The following is an 18,208-nucleotide window of genomic DNA, read 5'->3' as shown; positions in this document are numbered from 1 at the left end:
TGAATAGCTCAAAGAATTTCTCCTCATGGTTTGTCTAGCAACTACCATTGTAAAGAATTCTTTGGGTTTTTTGTTTTTCAATTATCGTTCGAATTAATTATAGAATCTGCCATTTATTTAAATCGGTTTTAGGCGCTGATGTAACACGTTTTCGATAACAATTTTTGCGTCTTTTTAAAGAAGTTGTTCTTGACTTTGATTGACAGAAATGGCCACTTTCCGTATAGTGGATACTTAGTAAAAGTCTTAACAAAGTTCATGGATCCATGACATACCACCGTTTTCGAACAGAAAGGGACCTAACGATGGCATATCAAGAAAAGAATCGCCGCAAAGTTTTGTTACTCCTCCTGATGGGCCTTTTGGCCTTCTCTTTAGTGATAGTTGATATCTATCATGGTTTTGGCGCGTTGTCCTTTCTGGGGACGAATGTAGCGAGCCAGCAGCCGGAATTGGCGGGCGTTGTCCTCAAGATGCGCTTAACTCGAACGTTGACTGCAGCTTTAGTTGGTGCGTCCTTGGGATTAGCTGGATTATGCATGCAGAATATGCTGAAAAATCCAATCGCCACCCCCTTTACTTTGGGGCTGTCATCGGCCGCTAGTTTTGGCGCTTCGCTGAGTATTCTATCGGGCTTCCCGTTTGTCTTTGGCCAAGCGAACGTTCAGGCGAGTGCTATTTTTTTCTGTTTTTTGGGGAGTGCGGTCATCTTGCTGATTTTTTCGGCGGGTCAGGTAAGCATGAACACGATTATCTTGGTGGGGACTGCGATTAATTTGTTTTTTACCTCCTTGCAGGAATTATCCAAGTATTTTGCGAGTGAACGGAATGCCCAACGAATGACAACCTGGAGCCTAGGTGACCTATCGCGGTCTTCCTGGGATAGCGTCTTAGTGGTCTTTGTTGTCCTCTACATTGTGCTGGTACTGATTTATCGACAAAGTTGGGAAATGAACCTGTTGCAGCTGTCGGACGAGAGTGCCCAGTCGATGGGTGTCAACGTCAAAAGAACACGTCTTTTAATTTTCTTTGCTTCGGCGCTGGTAACAGCTGTGGCCATTTCCTTTGTTGGCACGATTGGCTTTATCGGTTTGATTGCACCACACTTTGTCAAAATGCTTGTCGGTAACGATGCCCGGTTTACGATTATCGGATCGGCCATTATGGGGATTGTGGTTTTGCTACTAGCGGCCATCGTTTCCAAAGCTTTAATCCCCGGTACGATTATTCCGGTTGGTATCATCACTAGTTTGGTCGGCGTGCCATTCATGTGCCTGGTGGCTATTCGAAAGGGGCAGCGCTCATGACGATTTTAGTTGAGAACCTTACGGTTCAAAAGAAAGCGAAGTCAATCCTAAAGGATGTGAATTGTCGCTTCGAAGATGGGCACTTATCGACCATTATTGGTGTCAACGGTTCTGGTAAAAGCGTTTTTCTCAAGGCGCTATTGGGTTTTGAGAAAAAAGAGGGCCAGGTAACCTTTACCAAAGACGATAAAATTTCCTATATCCCGCAAAAGGTCACGGCCGACCAATATTTTACGGTTTTTGAATTTATTTTGTTGGGGCTGTACGGTGACTTGTCCTTTCGGGTGAACGATGATCAGCTAGCAGCGATTGAAGCGGTCATGGATGAATTAGGAATTAGCGATTTGGCCGACCAACAGTTTGCTGACCTTTCTGGTGGTCAACAACAATTAGTAGTTTTGGCCCAGGCCTTGGTCCGACAACCAACGGTCATTATCGCTGATGAACCGACTTCCGCTTTGGATATTAAAAAGCAGTTACAGTACTTGCAAACGCTACAACGCTATGTTCACCGCCATCAGATTGTGGGCATCATTGTTATCCACGATTTGACCCTGGCTGCCCGCTTTTCAGATAGCCTTTATCTGATGCAGGCTGGTCAGCTGATTTCCGCGGGTGATCCAGACCAGGCCTTGCAAAAGGACCGGTTAGAGGCCTTGTATGGCGTTGAATTAGAAATGAAGGAAACGGCTGATCAGCACTTGGCCATTATTCCGTTACGACCGATTGAGGAGGGGGCACGATGAAAATCAAAAAAGCCCTCTCTTGGAGTATTGTTGTCGCCGGCTTCTTCCTTGGAATTGCAGGTATTAAGGCGTTGGAAGGGTTGGAAGACCGTCAACGGGAAACAATGACGGTGGCGACGCGAGTGATTGAGGATGTTCGTGGCCGGAAGGTGCGGGTGCCTAAAAAGGTTACGCGAGCTTACTACCCTTATTATTATCAAAACTTGTTATCGGTTGCCGGCCCGGATGCCTTTGAAAAGGTGGTGGCAACATCGACCTTTGATACGGCCAATTATTCCGGTGTTTTGTACAATCTCTTGAAGGAACGGTCTGCAGGCTTTGACAAAGTCCAAGACGTTGGTTCAACATTGAAGGGCAGTTTCGATATTGAAAAGTTGATTGCTTTGAACCCCGACGTCGTCATCTTGGCGAACTACCAATACGATGGCATTGGTGAAGCAAATATTAAGCACTTGGACGAGTTGGGAATTCCGGTTGTCTTCATTGACTATACGGACCTAAGCCCAGCCGCCCATTATCAGTCAACAACCATTCTTGGTCAGATCTTTGATACACAAAACCGCGCTAAGGCGCTTAATCAGAATTATCAACGCCACATCACGAATGTGGCGCAACGGCTGAAGTTGGTGAAAGAAAAGAAGCGGGTTTATGTGGAACAGCGGTCCTCGGGGGCTTCTTTTGCCGAATATGGTAAGGCCTACGGTGATGGGATGCTGATGGGCACGTTGGCCAAGGCGGCGGGTGCAGATAATATCTACCGTGATCAAATCAAGACCATGGGGGATGTCAATCCAGAGTTCTTGTTTGCACAGGACCCAGACGTGATCTTTATCGATGGTACCAACTATGCCGATCCACGCTCGGTTTCCTTGAAGGTTGGTTATGGCATTAGTCCAAAGCAAACGCAACAAAGCTTGGCCAAATTAGTAGCGCAACGGCCTGGCTTTAGCCAGCTCAAAGCCGTTCAAAGTGGCCAGTTGTATGCTTTAGATAATCATTTGATGCGAACGATGAAGGACTATGTCTTAATAGAGTATATGGCCAAGAGTTTGTATCCAGAACTCTTTACTGATTTAAAACCCGAAAAGAATCTGCAAGACTTTAATGAACAGTATTTGCCGGATTTGGCGGATAAAGATTCTTTCTTGGCCCAGTGGGACATGGGAAAATCATAACGATGTGAATTCAAATTAAAGGCAAGGCGGAACCTGGTGGATAGCGGGATTTGGCCTTGCTTTTTTCTTTGATAATCGGTACAATAGTAATCAGAAACACTGTAAATAAATATGGCAGTTGGTGATCTCTTGTCCACTCAACGCCCTTATATCAGGCAATGCCCGCTCTTGGCAACAGAAACGTGGCTTGCTTTTTTTGTGCCTTTGTGGCCGAAATAAGGGCTTGATTTCGCAAATTGTGATCAAATTGTAATATTTTTCCCTAGTAAACAGTGAATAACAGACGAGGTGATACTGTGGCAGGACATTTAGTAAATTATGGTAAATATCGTACCCGCCGATCATACGCCAGCATTAAAGAAGTGTTGGATCTTCCAAATTTGATCGAGGTACAACTGGCATCCTACCAATGGTTCTTAGATGAAGGAATCAAGGAGATGTTTAACGACATCATGCCAATCGAAGACTTCCAGGGTAACTTGTCTTTGGAGTACGTGGACTATCAATTGATGGAACCAAAGTACAACATCGATGAAGCTCGTGAACACGATGCGAACTACTCAGCACCATTGCACGTGACGTTGCGTTTGACGAACCATGAAACTGGCGAAATCAAGTCACAAGACGTCTTCTTTGGTGACTTCCCATTGATGACGGAACAAGGAACGTTCATCATCAACGGTGCCGAACGAGTAATCGTTTCACAGTTGGTTCGCTCACCTGGAATCTACTACAACCAAGAAGCTGACAAGAACGGCCGTCCACACTTCGGGACAACAGTTATCCCAAACCGTGGCGCTTGGTTGGAATACGAAACGGATGCAAAGGGAATTGCTAACGTTCGTATTGACCGGACACGTAAGTTGTTGATGACGGAATTGGTCCGTGCCCTTGGTTTCGGTTCAGATTCTGATATCATTGATATCTTCTCAGACGGCTATGACGCTTTGAACATGACTTTGGAAAAGGATGTTCACAAGAACATGTCTGATTCTCGTGTTGAAGAGTCATTGAAGGACATCTACGAACGCTTGCGTCCGGGTGAACCAAAGACGGCTGACTCATCACGTGCTTTGTTGGTTGCTCGTTTCTTCGATCCAAAGCGTTACGATTTGGCACCTGTTGGTCGCTACAAGATTAACAAGAAGTTATCATTGAAGAATCGTTTGTTGAATCAGACTTTGGCCGAAACATTGGCCGACCCTGATTCTGGTGAAATTATTGCCGAAAAGGGAACAATTGTTGATAAGGCTGTGATGGCTAAGTTGGCACCATTCTTGGATCGGGAAGACTTTAAGACAGTTACTTACACACCATCTGGTGATGCTGTCTTGCAAGACGAAGTTGTCTTGCAAAAAATTAAGATTGAATCACCTGAAAATCCAGACAAGACTTTGCTTTTGATTGGTAATGGTCACTTGCCTGAAGACGAACATAATGTTCGTCCAGCTGATATCTTGGCAGGAATGAACTACTTCATGAACTTGCAAGAAGGTGTTGGCCAGGTTGATGATATCGATCACTTGGGAAACCGTCGTATTCGTTCCGTTGGGGAATTGTTGCAAAATCAGTTCCGCATTGGTTTGACACGAATGGAACGAGTTGTCCGCGAACGGATGTCAATCCAGGATGCTGCGACTGTTACGCCACAACAATTGATTAACATTCGTCCAGTTGTTGCAGCGGTGAAGGAATTCTTCGGTTCATCACAGTTGTCACAGTTCATGGATCAGACAAACCCGTTGGGTGAAATGAACCACAAGCGTCGTCTGTCGGCCCTTGGTCCTGGTGGATTGACTCGTGACCGTGCCGGTGTTGAAGTTCGAGATGTTCACTACACGCACTATGGCCGAATTGACCCAATTGAAACGCCCGAAGGTCCTAATATCGGTTTGATCAACTCTTTGGCCACTTATGGTCGCATCAACAAGTATGGCTTTATTGAAACGCCATACCGTCGTGTTGATTGGGGAACTCACAAGGTTACCGAAAAGATTGATTACTTGACGGCCGATGAAGAAGATAACTATATCGTTGCCCAAGCCAACACGGAGTTGGAAGACGATGGTTCATTCGTTCATAAGACAGCCATGGCTCGTTTTGGTGAAGAAAACATCGAAACGCCAATCGAAAAGATTGACTATGTCGACGTTTCGCCAAAGCAGGTTGTTTCTGTTGGAACATCAGTTATTCCTTTCTTGGAAAACGATGATTCGAACCGTGCTTTGATGGGTGCCAACATGCAGCGTCAGGCCGTGCCTTTGCTCGACCCACACGCCCCAATCGTTGGTACCGGTGTTGAATATAAGGCTGCTCACGATTCAGGTGCTGCGATTATCTCAACTGCGCCAGGTGAAGTTGAATACGTTGATGCCAAGGAAATCCGTGTCCGTCGCGAAGATGGTCAATTGGATACCTACGAATTGATGAAGTTCCGCCGTTCAAACGGTGGTAAGAACTATAACCAAAAGCCAATCGTGAAGGTTGGGGAACAAATCGATGGTGACCAGGTCTTGGCCGATGGTCCATCAATGGAAAAGGGTGAATTGGCCCTTGGACAAAACCCAGTCATTGCCTTTATGACTTGGCACGGTTATAACTTCGAAGATGCCATTGTCTTGAACGAACGTTTGGTTCGTGAAGACGTCTATACATCAATTCACATTGAAGAATACGATTCAGAGGCCCGCGATACAAAGCTTGGCCCTGAAGAAATTACACGTGAAATTCCTAATACTGGTGAAGAACAGTTGAAGGACTTGGACGAAAACGGAATTATCCGTGTTGGTGCCGAGGTTAAGGATGGCGACATCCTGGTTGGTAAGGTAACACCAAAGGGTGTGACTGATTTGTCAGCCGAAGAACGTTTGTTGCACGCCATCTTCGGAGAAAAGGCTCGTGAAGTTCGCGATACTTCTTTGAAGGTACCACACGGTGGTGGCGGGGTTGTGCAATCCGTTCGGATTTACACACCTGAAAATGGTGATGAATTGGCTCCTGGTGTCAACATGATGGTTCGTGTTTACATCGCTCAGAAGCGTAAGATTCAAGTCGGTGACAAGATGGCCGGTCGTCACGGAAACAAGGGTACTGTTTCAGTCGTTGTTCCTGAAGAAGACATGCCATACTTGCCAGATGGAACACCAATCGACATCTTGTTGTCACCCATGGGTGTGCCATCACGTATGAACATTGGACAGGTTTTGGAATTGCACTTAGGATTTGCCGCTAAGAAGTTAGGTATCCACGTTGCTTCCCCTGTCTTCGATGGTGCTTCAGATGATGAAATCGAAGAAGCATTGGCCGAAGCTGGTTTGCCACGAGATGGTAAGTCTGTTGTTTATGACGGACAAACTGGTGAAGCCTTTGACAAGCGCGTTGCCGTTGGTGTGATGCACTATATGAAGTTGGCCCACATGGTCGACGATAAGATTCACGCCCGTTCAATCGGCCCTTACTCTCTTGTTACGCAACAGCCATTGGGTGGAAAAGCTCAGTTCGGTGGACAGCGTTTCGGAGAAATGGAAGTTTGGGCTTTGGAAGCCTACGGTGCTGCCTACACCTTGCAAGAAATCTTGACTTACAAGTCAGATGACGTTGCGGGTCGTGTCAAGGTTTATGAATCAATCATTAAGGGCGATGCCATCCCTAAGCCAGGTGTGCCGGAATCATTCCGTGTCTTGGTGAAGGAATTGCAAGCCTTGGGTCTTGACATGCGTGTCTTGGACCACGAAGGTGAAGCCGTTCAATTGAAGCAGATGGACGAAGACGATTCAGTCTTGCCAGTTGATGCTTTGGAAAAGTTGGCTCGTACGAACCCTGATTTGCTTAACCGCGATGACGAAGAAGTTAAGGTAGCCTTTGATAAGGTAGAAGAAGACGCTGGTCAAAACTCTACTGATGAACAAGAATAATTAAAAGAAAGGTGACCGAATAGATGGCAATCGATGTTAATAAATTCGAGAGTATGCAAATCGGTCTGGCCTCACCTGATCAAATTCATGACTGGTCTCATGGAGAAGTCAAGAAGCCAGAAACGATTAACTATCGTACTCTTAAGCCTGAAAAAGATGGTTTGTTCGATGAACGAATCTTTGGCCCAACAAAGGATTACGAATGTGCTTGTGGAAAGTACAAGCGGATCCGTTATAAGGGAATCGTCTGTGACCGCTGTGGTGTTGAAGTTACTTCTGCCAAGGTTCGTCGCGAACGCATGGGTCACATTGAATTAGCTGCCCCAGTTACCCACATCTGGTACTTCAAGGGAATTCCATCACGAATGGGATTGGTCTTGGATATGTCACCTCGATCATTGGAAGAAGTTATCTACTTCGCTTCTTATGTCGTTGTTGAACCAGGGGATGCTCCTGTTGAAAAGAAGCAGTTGCTGACTGAACGTGAGTACCGTGACTACAAGAAGGAATTCGGTGCAAACTTTAAGGCCGGCATGGGTGCCGAAGCTGTGAAGGAATTGTTGGCCAATGTTGATTTGGCTGGCGAAGCCGATGCTTTGAAGCATGAATTGCAAGAAGCAACTGGTCAAAAGCGTGTTCGTGCGGTTCGTCGTTTGGACATTATTGAGGCCTTCTTGCAATCAGACAACAAGCCAGAGTGGATGGTCATGGATGTTATTCCAGTTATCCCACCTGACTTGCGTCCGATGGTTCAATTGGAAGGTGGCCGTTTTGCCACTTCTGATTTGAACGATTTGTATCGTCGTGTTATCAACCGTAACAACCGTTTGAAGCGTTTGTTTGACTTGCATGCCCCAGGCATCATTGTTCAAAACGAAAAGCGGATGTTGCAAGAAGCCGTTGATGCCTTGATGGATAACGGTCGTCGTGGCCGTCCTGTTTCTGGTCCTGGTAACCGTCCTTTGAAGTCTTTGTCTCACATGTTGAAGGGAAAGCAAGGACGTTTCCGTCAGAACTTGTTGGGTAAGCGTGTTGATTACTCAGGACGTTCTGTTATCGATGTTGGTCCATTCTTGAAGATGAACCAAATGGGATTGCCACGTCCAATGGCAATCGAATTGTTCCGTCCATTTATCATGCGCGAATTGACGAAGCGTGGCCTTGCTGGCAATGTGAAATCAGCTAAGCGTAAGATTGATAAGGCCGACGAAGACGTCATGGACGTTTTGGAAGACGTTATCAAGGAACACCCAGTTCTTTTGAACCGAGCACCTACATTGCACCGTCTTGGAATTCAGGCCTTTGAACCGGTCTTGGTTTCAGGAAAGGCGATGCGTTTGCACCCATTGATCTGTGAAGCGTATAACGCCGATTTCGATGGTGATCAGATGGCCATTCACGTGCCTTTGTCTGATGAAGCGCAAGCGGAAGCTCGTTTGCTGATGTTGGCCGCTGGCCACATCTTGGCACCAAAGGATGGAAAGCCAATCGTCGCTCCTTCACAGGATATGGTGATTGGTAACTACTACTTGACGACTGAAGAAGCTGGTCGTGAAGGTGAAGGCATGATCTTCTCATCTGTTGATGAAGCGCGTATCGCCTTTGCTAACAAGTTAGTTCACTATCAAACTCGTGTTGGTATCCAGACTTCTTCATTCTCAGAAAAGAAGCCATTTACTGACGACCAACGGTCGAAGATTATGGTAACCTCAGTTGGTAAGCTGATTTTTAACGAAATCTTGCCAGTTGAATTCCCATTCATCAACGAACCATCTGATGATAACTTCCAAGGAGTTTCTGATGACTTCTTTATGGAACCAGGGGAGAATATTCACGAATTCTTAGCAGATCGTGAAATCATTAAGCCATTCAAGAAGGGCTTCTTGTCTGACATCATTGCGGAAGTCTACAAGCGTTACAAGGTGACGGAAACGTCATTGCTTTTGGACCGCATGAAGGACTTGGGTTATGACATTTCAACCCAATCTGGTTTGACAGTTGCCATGACCGATGTTACGGAATTGGCTGACAAGCCAAAGATTTTGGCTGATGCGCACGCTGAAGTTGAACAAGTAACAAAGCAATTCCGTCGTGGTTTGATTACAGATTCAGAACGTTACCAACGTGTTATTGATATCTGGTCAAAGGCCAAGGATGTTATCCAAGACGAATTGATGGCTACTTTCGACACTCGTAACCCAATCTACATGATGCAGGATTCAGGTGCTCGTGGTAACATCTCGAACTTCGTTCAGTTGGCCGGAATGCGTGGTTTGATGGCCGGACCTGGTGGTAAGATTATCGAATTGCCAGTTACATCAAACTTCCGTGATGGTTTGACGGTTATGGAAATGTTTATTTCAACCCACGGTGCTCGTAAGGGTATGTCTGATACGGCCTTGAAGACGGCCAACTCAGGTTACTTGACTCGTCGTTTGGTTGATGTTGCTCAGGACGTTATCGTTCGTGAATACGACAACGGTTCTGACCGTGGTGTTGCTGTTAAGGCCATTGTTGATGGTAGCTCAGTGGTTGAACCATTGTATGACCGAATTCTTGGTCGTTACGCTATGAAGACTGTCTTTGATCCTGAAACAGGTGAAAAGATTGTCGCTCGCAATGAAATGATTGATGAAACTGCAGCGAAGAAGATTGATGCTGCAGGTATCGAAGAAGTCACTATCCGTTCTGTCTTTACATCAACGACAGAGCACGGTGTTTCTGTCTTGGATTACGGACGTAACTTGGCTACTGGTGAAGAAGTCGAAGTTGGTGAAGCCGTTGGTACTGTTGCCGCTCAATCAATCGGGGAACCTGGTACGCAGTTGACCATGCGTAACTTCCACACGGGTGGAGTTGCCGGTGGAAACGATATCACGCAAGGTTTGCCTCGTGTGCAAGAAATTGTTGAAGCTCGTATCCCTAAGGGACGTGCTGAAATTTCTGAAGTAACTGGTAAGGTTACGACCATTGAGGAAAATCCAGCTGAACGCACCAAGGAAGTCACAATTGAAGGTGAGACTGATACTCGCACCTACACATTGCCTTTGGCTGCTCGGATGCGCTTTGGTGAAGGCGACATGATTAACCGTGGTGATGCTATCAACGAAGGACCAATTGACCCGAAGGAATTGTTGGCCGTAACAGATACGTTGACTGCTGAATCATATATGTTGTCAGAAATCCAAAAGGTTTATCGTTTGCAGGGTATCGAAGTTTCTGATAAGCACATCGAAGTGATGATTCGTCAGATGTTGCGTAAGGTACGTGTTATGGATCCGGGTCAAACTGATTTGTTGCCTGGAACTTTGATGGATATCGCTGATTTCAAGCGTGCTAACGAACCAGCTTTGTTTGCTGGTAAGGTTCCTGCAACGGCTCGTCCTGTCTTGCTTGGAATCACAAAGGCTGCCTTGGAGACAAATTCATTCTTGTCAGCCGCCTCATTCCAAGAAACAACTCGTGTCTTGACGGATGCTGCTATCCGTGGCAAGAACGATCCACTTGTCGGTCTGAAGGAAAATGTTATCATTGGTAAGATTATTCCTGCCGGTACTGGAATGGCTGAATATCGGAAGATTAAGCCAGAAGTTGTTGGTGAAGTTGTTGACCAGCCAGAAGAAAAAGATATTCAATCTTTGGACCAAGTCGCCCAAACGATTGACGGTCAAGAATAAAAGAATCATGGGAAAACCAGCGAAAGCTGGTTTTTTTATTGTCCAAAGTCTCTGAGTACGGTAGACTAAGAGTAGATTTAAAAACGAGGCAAGCATGAAAAAAGTAAAAATTGACTGGATTGATTGGATCCAAAAGCTGAATAAAAAACAACTTTGGGCAATGGCGGTCATTCCGGTGGTGCTCTTGTTAATCTTGCTGTTCGTCCGCATTGAAACCGGTAACGAGGCTTATAATCAAAATTGGTTTGTTTATTTTTTCGCGATTCTCTATGCCGCTGCATTTAGTCCAATTGGTGAACAAATCCAATTTCGTTTGTTCCCGCAATCGATTCCACATAACCAATACCAGGTGACCACTTGGTCACAATGGAAACAGGCGATGATTACGGCGACTGTTTTGATGATTATTTCACTCTTATTTTGGCCAATTCAAAAACAAGGTGAAATTGCGATTCATCTGATTGCGGCGATTATTGTTGGTTTTTTGTCAATGTGGACAATTCGCATGGTGCAAGGAATGCGTCAACAAAAGAATAAGCGCTAAGTCAATCATTCGTTATCGGCCAGTGAATTTTCGGCTGAAACGAGTGTTTTGTCTTTTAAAAGAGATGTTATTTAGGCCCCAATTTTGTCAAATCAGGACAACATTAGCCTGATTGCTTGCTGGGCCATAACAAACTTGGTACTGTCTAGGTGTAGTTAGCCTAGTTGGACCAAAATTGAAAAGGATTTTGAATGGAACAACTCGACTATGAACAAATGAATGGGCTGTCTTTAGCCTATATTGGTGATGCAATCTATGAATTAACGGTCCGCAATCACCTGGTCGCCATGGGCTTAACAAAGGTGAACGACTTACAGAAAAAGTCGCGGCACTACGTTTCAGCCAAAGCACACGCCGCCTTGTATCAATTGATGGAAAATGATCAGCTGTTGAAGGAAAATGAATTAATTTACTTTAAGCGTGGTCGCAATGCCAAATCATATACCAAGGCTAAAAATACCAACGTTGTGGCATACCGGATTTCGACTGGTGTGGAAGCGATGATTGGTTACTTATACTTGTCTAAGCAAGAAGAGCGTTTACAGACAATTATGGAATGGATTTTCGACCAAGTTGAAAGCGGGAGAACGAACAATGTCTAATGAGCAAGCACCAGCCTTTATTTACGGTCACCACGCCGTTGTTGAGGCCTTAAAACAGAAAACAGCGATTAATAAGCTTTGGTTGCAACCTGGATTACAGCCAAAAGTAGAGCGGGAAGTTAGTCAATTAGCCAAGCAACAGGGGATTGTTATTCAACAAGCGCCTAAAGCAAAATTGGATGAGTTAGCCGACGGTGGCAACCATCAGGGCTTGGTTTTGTCAGTAGCCGCCTTTACTTATGCCAGCTTAGACGACCTGTTTGATAAGGCCAAGAGCAAAAATGAGGACCCTTTCTTTTTGATTTTGGATGAAATCGAAGATCCCCATAACCTTGGCTCCATCTTGCGAACGGCTGATGCAGCGGGTGTCCACGGTGTTATCATTCCCAAACGTCGGGCAGTTCAGCTGACTGGGACGGTGGCCAAAAGTTCAACTGGTGCAATCGAACACGTACCGGTTTGTCGTGTGACAAACTTGGTGCAAACGGTCAAGACATTGAAAGAACGTGGCGTTTGGATTTTTGGTACCGACATGGCCGGACAAGATTATCGAACATGGGACGCCAAAGGTGCTACGGCGCTGGTCATTGGAAATGAAGGGAAGGGGATTTCACCCTTGCTGAAAAAACAGGTTGACGGTATGTTAACGATTCCGATGATTGGTCACGTTCAGTCGTTGAATGCCAGCGTGGCTGCTAGTTTATTAATTTATCAAGGATATAGCTCAAGGCACCCTCTCTAAGGGCCCTTGTGTTCACAAAGCCCCCTGAAAAAGGAGGCTTTTTTAATGGAAAAAATGCAGTTGAGGGAAGGGAGTTACGAGGTGCTCTTAGCACAACAGGGTGATGAAGAGGCCTTTGCCACGCTTTATCATCGTCATGTGGGGATGGTTTGGTTAGTTTACGGTAATTATTTGACGAATGTTTGCCGAGCAGATGACTGGGAAGCCGATGCTCTAGAAGCTCTGTTAAATTGTTTAAAACGCTATAATGTATACACGGCGAGAGCGAAATTTTCAACTTACTTAATGGCTTCTTTACGTAACCGAGCCATTGACTATATTCGTAAACAAAATACGAAACAGGAAATGTTTAACCGCTCGATGACGCATTTCGATGCCGGCCAAGACTTGCCGGTAGTGGTTACTGAACCAACGGGAACGCCAGAACAACAATGTATTGCCCGCGAGACACTAGTGGAAGTTTTAAACTGTCGTAACAGTGAAGTGGCAAAAATTATCGGTTTTCTGATTGGCGATGGGCAAATCCTATTGCAACCACATGAATCGAATCACCAAGTTACCAGGGTTCAATATCGATTGAAACAGGCTTATTTACGGCGACTCTACGAGTGAATGTTGAAAATCAGGCCTAAAGATGCTATGATGCTAGTTAGTGAGGTAACTTTATGCCAAGTCAAAAAGCATCATTGGCCTGTGAGGTCTGTGGATCAAGAAATTACACCGTCACCCTGGCAAAGGGACGGGTTGAGCGCTTGAGCGTGAAAAAGTTTTGTCCCCATTGCGGAAAGCATACGCTCCACCGAGAAACAAAGTGAGGTAGTAAACCATGATTACATACTTTAAAAATGTCGCTGCAGAAATGCGCAAAGTTTCTTGGCTGTCAATGGAACAAACGACAAAGGAAACGGTTGCTGTGATTAGCATCTCAATCGTTTTCGCCATCATTATCGGTGCATCAGATTGGCTCCTGCAACAAGGTGTTAATTTGTTCTTGGCACGATAAGTCGGAATATAGTATACTAAAGGCAGTTAAAAGAGTCAGCAGACTCTTTTTTATTTGCAATTCAAGGAGGAAGGGCGTTCGCCCAAAATAACCATGACTGAAGAAATCGAAAAAGCTTGGTTCGTTGTCCACACATATTCAGGTTACGAACACAAGGTCCAAGCAAACTTGGAATCACGAACACAAACGATGGGGATGGCCAACCAAATTTTCCGTATTTTGGTGCCGGAACAAGAGGTTTCGACTGTTCAAGACGGTGAAGTAAAGACTTCTATCGAAAACGATTTTCCTGGTTATGTTTTGGTCGAAATGGCCACTCCACAAGATGGCAACATGACCGATGAAGCTTGGTACGTTGTTCGTAACACGCCAGGCGTTACTGGATTCTTGGGCTCTCACGGAGCTGGATCAAAGCCTAATTCTTTGTTACCTGAAGAAGTCGAATTGCTGATGAAGCGAATGGGTATGACTGGTCAAGCAACTGTTGACTTGGACATCGAAGTTGGCCAAACAATCAAGATTGTTGCTGGTCCATTCAACGGGATGGAAGGAATTGTCCGTGCCATTGACAATGAAAAGCAAGAAGTTGAAGCAACGGTTGAAGTCTTTGGTCGCGAAACACCAACTGAACTTGGCTTCAATGATATCGATACAAACTTTTAATTAAAGTTTAGACCAGTTACAAATGCCTTTGTTAACGGGATTTCAGAAAAAACGTCCTTTACTTGGGGCGCTTTTTTTGTTATACTACTCTGGTATGTCAAAGACATGCGTGGAAGTAGCACTAAAGCTACGTTCTACCACAACACGAGGAGGAAATATATCGTGGCTAAAAAAGTTATCAATGTTGTGAAACTGCAAATTGCCGCTGCCAAAGCAACTCCAGCTCCACCAGTTGGACCTGCCTTGGGACAAGCCGGTATTAACATCGCACAGTTCACTAAGGAATTTAACGCACGGACTGCTGACCAAGCTGGTTCAACAATCCCTGTCGAAATCTCAGTTTTCGATGATCGTTCATTCGAATTCGTTACTAAGACTCCACCAGCAGCTGACCAATTGCGGAAGATTGTTGGTAAGGGTTCTGGTGAACCTAACCGTACTAAGGCCGGTAACGTAACCTTGGACCAAATTCGTGCAATTGCTGAAAACAAGATGGCAGATTTGAATGCCAACGACGTAACAGCAGCCATGAAGATGATCGAAGGAACAGCCCGTTCAATGGGTGTTACGGTCGACGGTGTGGACTTGACTGTTGAAGGAACAGCAATCAAGGAGGACGCAGAATAATGACACAAAAGCATGGTAAGAAGTATTTAGAAGCTGCTGCTAAGGTTGAAGCTGAAAAGGCTTACGCATTGGCAGACGGAATTTCTTTGTTGAAGGAAGTTTCATACGCAAAGTTCGACGCATCAGTTGAAGTTACTTTCAAGTTGAACGTTGACACTCGTCAAGCTGACCAACAACTCCGTGGTGCTGTTGTTTTGCCTAACGGTTCTGGTAAGGACAAGACTGTTGTTGTCTTTGCTCAAGGCGACAAGGCAAAGGAAGCCGAAGCTGCTGGTGCTGACGTTGTTGGTGCTGCTGACTTGGTACAACGCATCCAAGATGGCTGGTTAGACTTTGACGTTGCTGTGGCAACTCCTGACATGATGGCACAAGTTGGTCGTGTTGGTCGTGCATTGGGTCCTAAGGGATTGATGCCAAACCCTAAGACTGGAACTGTAACCATGGATGTTACCAAGGCTGTTTCAGATGCTAAGGGTGGTCAAGTGACTTATCGTACTGACCGTGACGGAAACGTTGCTGTTACTGTTGGTCGTGTATCATTTGACGATGCAAAGTTGGCTGAAAACATCAAGTCAATTGCTGACACTGTTTTGAAGGCTCGTCCTGCAGCTGTTAAGGGAACTTACGTTTCAAACGTTGCTTTGTCTTCAACAATGAGTCCTGCAGTTACTTTGGACTTGGCTTCTCTTTAATTGACAGCCTAGCTGAAAACTGCTAAGATAAATAAGTAAATAAAATCAATTTTGCCTAAGACTCAGGTGGTGCTTGCACCTTAATATCCTGCCGAGGAAGTTATCAATTAACTTTACCCGTCTGTCTTTTGCAGGCGGGTTTCTTTTGCAAAAAAATCTTTGAAAGGAGAATTTCATATGAGTGAACAAGCTATTGCAATCAAAGCACAGAAGGTCTCAGAAGTTGCCGATCAATTTAAGGCCGCTTCAGCCGCTGTTGTTGTCAACCCTCGTGGTTTGACTGTTGCCGAATCAACTGACTTGCGTTCACAGTTGCGTGAAGAAGGCGTTGTCTTGGAAGTTATCAAGAACAAGGTTTTGGAACGTGCTGCTAAGGAAGCCGGTTTCGAAGAATTGAACGATTTGTTTGCTGGCCCATCAGCCGTTGCCTTCTCAAACGACGACGCTGTTGCCCCAGCCCGCATTTTGAAGAAGTTTGCTGACGGAAATGACAAGCTCGTTATTAAGGGTGGTGTTGTTGACGGAAGTATTGCTGGTATTGATGAAATCAACAAGTACGCTTCATTGCCTTCTCACGAAGGTTTGCTTGGTCAGTTGATGGCCGAATTCCAGTTCCCAATCCGTTCCTTCGCTTATGCTGTTAAGGCATTGCAGGAAAAGAAGGAAGCTGAAGAAGCTGCCCCAGCTGCTGAATAAGCATAACTATAAATTACAAACTATTTAAAAACTAATTGGAGGAATTAATCATGGCTTTTGATAAAGACGCGATTATCGCATCATTGAAGGATGCAACAATTTTGGACTTGGCTGACTTGGTTTCAGCTATCGAAGAAGAATTTGACGTTTCAGCTGCTGCTCCTGTAGCCGCTGCTGGTGCTGCTGGTGCCGACGGCGCAGCTGCTAAGTCAGACTTCGACGTAGAATTGACTTCAGCAGGTACTGCTAAGGTTAAGGTTATCAAGGCAGTTCGTGAAGCAACTGGTCTTGGCTTGAAGGAAGCTAAGGACATGGTTGACAACGCACCTTCTGTTATTAAGGAAGGCGTTGCCGAAGCCGATGCTAACGAATTGAAGGAAGCTTTGGAAGCTGCCGGTGCTTCAGTTACTTTGAAGTAATCTTAGAAAAAGGGCCTTTAGGGGCTCTTTTTTTGTACATATTTTAGTAAAATAAGAGCAGAGGATAACAACGCAATGACGGAAAAAATTTCAGGTGAACAATACTTCACGGCGCAACCAGATGCAGCCCATGACTATCAGGATTTTGATTTTGAACTTTTAGGCAATAATTTGCATTTCACGACGGATGCCGGCGTTTTTTCTAAGAGAACGGTGGATTTTGGGACACGGACGATGCTTTCTGTCGCAGCGGAAACTGATTTTCCAGCTGGTCGGGTCTTGGATTTGGGAACTGGTTACGGTCCAGTGGGGATTGCTATTGCCAAGGCGCTGAATAAGAATGTTGACATGGTTGATGTTAATCAGCGCGCTCTTGATTTGGCCCAAAAGAATGCCAACAAAAACGGGGTGGGCAGCCAGGTGAAGATTTTTCAATCCAATATTTACGAAGGCATTCAGGACCAATATGCCTTAATTTTGGTCAATCCGCCAATTCGAGCTGGTAAGCCGGTAGTGACAGCGATGCTTCAGGAAGCCAAAAATCATCTATTACCGGGTGGGAAGCTACTAGCCGTTTTGCAAAAAAAGCAGGGCGCACCATCAGCTCAAAAGAATCTCAAAGCTGTTTTCGATGACGTTTCGATTGTCGGTAAAAATAAGGGCTACTATGTCTTGGAGGCAGTCAATGGCTGAAATCCCAACTTTAAGCTCTGATCAAGTGGCTTATTTTATGGATATTGCTTTAGCGGAAGCGAAGCGGGCCGGTGAAATTGGCGAAGTGCCAATTGGCGCCGTGATTGTCAAAGACGGGCAAGTGATTGCGACCGGTTCCAACCGGCGAGAAATTGATCAAGAGGCCAGTAGTCATGCTGAATTATTGGCGATTAACCAGGCAAATCAGGAGCTCGGTACTTGGCGACTGGAAAATACGGCACTCTTTGTGACGTTAGAACCCTGCCTGATGTGCGCGGGGGCCATTATTAATGCTCGGATTCCACTGGTCTATTATGGTGCTCAAGATCAAAAAGCGGGGGCTGTCTCGTCTCTCTATAATGTCTTTGAGGACGAGCGGTTAAACCATCAAGTCAAAACTTATGTCGGTGTGAAGGCTGATCAATCCAAGGCTTTATTGAAGGACTTTTTTCAAGAAATTCGCCAAAAGCAAAAGGCAAAAAAGCGAGCGGCAAAGGAATTGAAAAAGTTGACCGAAAGTGAGTAATCATCAGGTTTCCAGGCTGATTTTTCTTCTGGAAAACGCTTGCTAAAAACCTGATATTTCGCTATAATAACAGTGCAGGCAAGGGTTGCCTTTCGAACCGAGTCAGGACAGAAATGTAGCAGCTCTAAGATTGATTAACCTTGTGCTTGTATACATAGTAAAACCGCCAAACGGCGGCTTTT

18 protein-coding genes, 1 other RNA gene and 1 other annotated feature are annotated in these 18,208 nt (G+C 45.2%); all 19 genes read left to right on the top strand.

Features of this window, described 5'->3' with window-relative positions; all coding sequences use genetic code 11:
- The first annotated feature begins 305 nt into the window (after nt 1-305).
- The 19 genes from AABI08_RS04665 to ffs all read left to right on the top strand — a co-directional run bounded on the left by AABI08_RS04665 (nt 306) and on the right by ffs (nt 18,183).
- A complete protein-coding gene (locus tag AABI08_RS04665) occupies nt 306-1,307 on the top strand; it encodes a FecCD family ABC transporter permease (RefSeq protein ID WP_338344365.1) in 1,002 nt (333 codons plus the stop codon).
- Nucleotides 1,304-2,053: an ABC transporter ATP-binding protein gene (locus AABI08_RS04660; protein WP_338343719.1), complete on the top strand. Its 750-nt coding sequence runs from the start codon at nt 1,304-1,306 to the stop codon at nt 2,051-2,053. Before AABI08_RS04665 ends, AABI08_RS04660 begins: the two co-directional genes overlap by 4 nt.
- Nucleotides 2,050-3,228 (top strand): ABC transporter substrate-binding protein, encoded by a 1,179-nt coding sequence (locus AABI08_RS04655; RefSeq protein WP_338343718.1) that lies wholly within the window; start codon nt 2,050-2,052, stop codon nt 3,226-3,228. The genes AABI08_RS04660 and AABI08_RS04655 overlap by 4 nt, the downstream gene beginning before the upstream one ends.
- Before the next feature lie 296 nt (nt 3,229-3,524).
- Nucleotides 3,525-7,142, top strand: a complete 3,618-nt coding sequence (gene rpoB / locus AABI08_RS04650) for a DNA-directed RNA polymerase subunit beta (protein ID WP_338344364.1) — start codon at nt 3,525-3,527, stop codon at nt 7,140-7,142.
- Between the two features lie 23 nt (nt 7,143-7,165).
- Nucleotides 7,166-10,819, top strand: coding sequence for a DNA-directed RNA polymerase subunit beta' (gene rpoC / locus AABI08_RS04645; protein ID WP_338343716.1), 3,654 nt, complete (start codon nt 7,166-7,168; stop codon nt 10,817-10,819).
- Between the two features lie 94 nt (nt 10,820-10,913).
- On the top strand, nt 10,914-11,363 hold the full coding sequence (locus AABI08_RS04640; protein WP_338343715.1) for a hypothetical protein: 450 nt from the start codon (nt 10,914-10,916) through the stop codon (nt 11,361-11,363).
- A gap of 191 nt (nt 11,364-11,554) precedes the next feature.
- Nucleotides 11,555-11,965, top strand: coding sequence for a Mini-ribonuclease 3 (locus AABI08_RS04635; protein WP_338343714.1), 411 nt, complete (start codon nt 11,555-11,557; stop codon nt 11,963-11,965).
- Nucleotides 11,958-12,707, top strand: coding sequence for a 23S rRNA (guanosine(2251)-2'-O)-methyltransferase RlmB (gene rlmB, locus AABI08_RS04630; RefSeq protein WP_047974802.1), 750 nt, complete (start codon nt 11,958-11,960; stop codon nt 12,705-12,707). The genes AABI08_RS04635 and rlmB overlap by 8 nt, the downstream gene beginning before the upstream one ends.
- Before the next feature lie 45 nt (nt 12,708-12,752).
- Nucleotides 12,753-13,319 carry an RNA polymerase sigma factor gene (locus tag AABI08_RS04625; protein ID WP_338343713.1) on the top strand — a complete coding sequence of 189 codons (567 nt, stop codon included), beginning with the start codon at nt 12,753-12,755 and terminating at the stop codon, nt 13,317-13,319.
- Nucleotides 13,320-13,372: 53 nt separating this feature from the next.
- Nucleotides 13,373-13,522 (top strand): 50S ribosomal protein L33, encoded by a 150-nt coding sequence (rpmG, locus tag AABI08_RS04620; protein WP_083994448.1) that lies wholly within the window; start codon nt 13,373-13,375, stop codon nt 13,520-13,522.
- 11 nt (nt 13,523-13,533) lie between these two features.
- Entirely contained in the window at nt 13,534-13,710 is a 177-nt protein-coding gene (gene secE, locus AABI08_RS04615; RefSeq protein WP_059394065.1) for a preprotein translocase subunit SecE, read from the top strand.
- 93 nt (nt 13,711-13,803) lie between these two features.
- Entirely contained in the window at nt 13,804-14,373 is a 570-nt protein-coding gene (gene nusG / locus AABI08_RS04610) for a transcription termination/antitermination protein NusG (RefSeq protein ID WP_047974799.1), read from the top strand.
- A gap of 162 nt (nt 14,374-14,535) precedes the next feature.
- Nucleotides 14,536-15,000 carry a 50S ribosomal protein L11 gene (gene rplK, locus AABI08_RS04605; RefSeq protein WP_047974798.1) on the top strand — a complete coding sequence of 155 codons (465 nt, stop codon included), beginning with the start codon at nt 14,536-14,538 and terminating at the stop codon, nt 14,998-15,000.
- On the top strand, nt 15,000-15,692 hold the full coding sequence (rplA, locus tag AABI08_RS04600; RefSeq protein ID WP_168778869.1) for a 50S ribosomal protein L1: 693 nt from the start codon (nt 15,000-15,002) through the stop codon (nt 15,690-15,692). The genes rplK and rplA overlap by 1 nt, the downstream gene beginning before the upstream one ends.
- 36 nt (nt 15,693-15,728) lie before the next feature.
- Nucleotides 15,729-15,847 (top strand) — a sequence feature (ribosomal protein L10 leader region).
- A 22-nt stretch (nt 15,848-15,869) separates the two neighbouring features.
- The gene (gene rplJ / locus AABI08_RS04595; RefSeq protein WP_338343712.1) at nt 15,870-16,388 is read left to right on the top strand and encodes a 50S ribosomal protein L10; all 519 of its coding nucleotides are present in this window, start codon (nt 15,870-15,872) and stop codon (nt 16,386-16,388) included.
- Nucleotides 16,389-16,438: 50 nt separating this feature from the next.
- On the top strand, nt 16,439-16,807 hold the full coding sequence (gene rplL / locus AABI08_RS04590) for a 50S ribosomal protein L7/L12 (protein ID WP_047974795.1): 369 nt from the start codon (nt 16,439-16,441) through the stop codon (nt 16,805-16,807).
- A gap of 75 nt (nt 16,808-16,882) precedes the next feature.
- Nucleotides 16,883-17,500, top strand: a complete 618-nt coding sequence (locus tag AABI08_RS04585; RefSeq protein ID WP_338343711.1) for a class I SAM-dependent methyltransferase — start codon at nt 16,883-16,885, stop codon at nt 17,498-17,500.
- A complete protein-coding gene (gene tadA, locus AABI08_RS04580) occupies nt 17,493-18,026 on the top strand; it encodes a tRNA adenosine(34) deaminase TadA (protein ID WP_338343710.1) in 534 nt (177 codons plus the stop codon). Before AABI08_RS04585 ends, tadA begins: the two co-directional genes overlap by 8 nt.
- A gap of 70 nt (nt 18,027-18,096) precedes the next feature.
- An RNA gene (ffs, locus tag AABI08_RS04575) (signal recognition particle sRNA small type) lies at nt 18,097-18,183 on the top strand.
- Nucleotides 18,184-18,208: the final 25 nt, after the last annotated feature.

The sequence above is a fragment of the Fructobacillus evanidus genome, assembly GCF_963580165.1.
Lineage (GTDB): Bacteria > Bacillota > Bacilli > Lactobacillales > Lactobacillaceae > Fructobacillus > Fructobacillus evanidus.
The sequence above is the reverse complement of the archived record's forward strand: the minus strand, read 5'-3'. Positions and strand labels throughout refer to the sequence as shown.

Excerpts from the sequence above, each read along its gene's own strand:
- rplA (WP_168778869.1), top strand. The coding sequence starts at position 15,000 with ATGACACAAAAGCATGGTAAGAAGTATTTAGAAGCTGCTGCTAAGGTT.
- tadA (WP_338343710.1), top strand. The coding sequence starts at position 17,493 with ATGGCTGAAATCCCAACTTTAAGCTCTGATCAAGTGGCTTATTTTATG.
- rpoC (WP_338343716.1), top strand. The coding sequence starts at position 7,166 with ATGGCAATCGATGTTAATAAATTCGAGAGTATGCAAATCGGTCTGGCC.
- AABI08_RS04655 (WP_338343718.1), top strand. The coding sequence starts at position 2,050 with ATGAAAATCAAAAAAGCCCTCTCTTGGAGTATTGTTGTCGCCGGCTTC.
- AABI08_RS04635 (WP_338343714.1), top strand. The coding sequence starts at position 11,555 with ATGGAACAACTCGACTATGAACAAATGAATGGGCTGTCTTTAGCCTAT.
- AABI08_RS04625 (WP_338343713.1), top strand. The coding sequence starts at position 12,753 with ATGGAAAAAATGCAGTTGAGGGAAGGGAGTTACGAGGTGCTCTTAGCA.
- AABI08_RS04640 (WP_338343715.1), top strand. The coding sequence starts at position 10,914 with ATGAAAAAAGTAAAAATTGACTGGATTGATTGGATCCAAAAGCTGAAT.
- rpmG (WP_083994448.1), top strand. The coding sequence starts at position 13,373 with ATGCCAAGTCAAAAAGCATCATTGGCCTGTGAGGTCTGTGGATCAAGA.
- AABI08_RS04660 (WP_338343719.1), top strand. The coding sequence starts at position 1,304 with ATGACGATTTTAGTTGAGAACCTTACGGTTCAAAAGAAAGCGAAGTCA.
- nusG (WP_047974799.1), top strand. The coding sequence starts at position 13,804 with ATGACTGAAGAAATCGAAAAAGCTTGGTTCGTTGTCCACACATATTCA.
- rplL (WP_047974795.1), top strand. The coding sequence starts at position 16,439 with ATGGCTTTTGATAAAGACGCGATTATCGCATCATTGAAGGATGCAACA.
- rlmB (WP_047974802.1), top strand. The coding sequence starts at position 11,958 with ATGTCTAATGAGCAAGCACCAGCCTTTATTTACGGTCACCACGCCGTT.
- AABI08_RS04665 (WP_338344365.1), top strand. The coding sequence starts at position 306 with ATGGCATATCAAGAAAAGAATCGCCGCAAAGTTTTGTTACTCCTCCTG.
- AABI08_RS04585 (WP_338343711.1), top strand. The coding sequence starts at position 16,883 with ATGACGGAAAAAATTTCAGGTGAACAATACTTCACGGCGCAACCAGAT.
- secE (WP_059394065.1), top strand. The coding sequence starts at position 13,534 with ATGATTACATACTTTAAAAATGTCGCTGCAGAAATGCGCAAAGTTTCT.
- rplJ (WP_338343712.1), top strand. The coding sequence starts at position 15,870 with ATGAGTGAACAAGCTATTGCAATCAAAGCACAGAAGGTCTCAGAAGTT.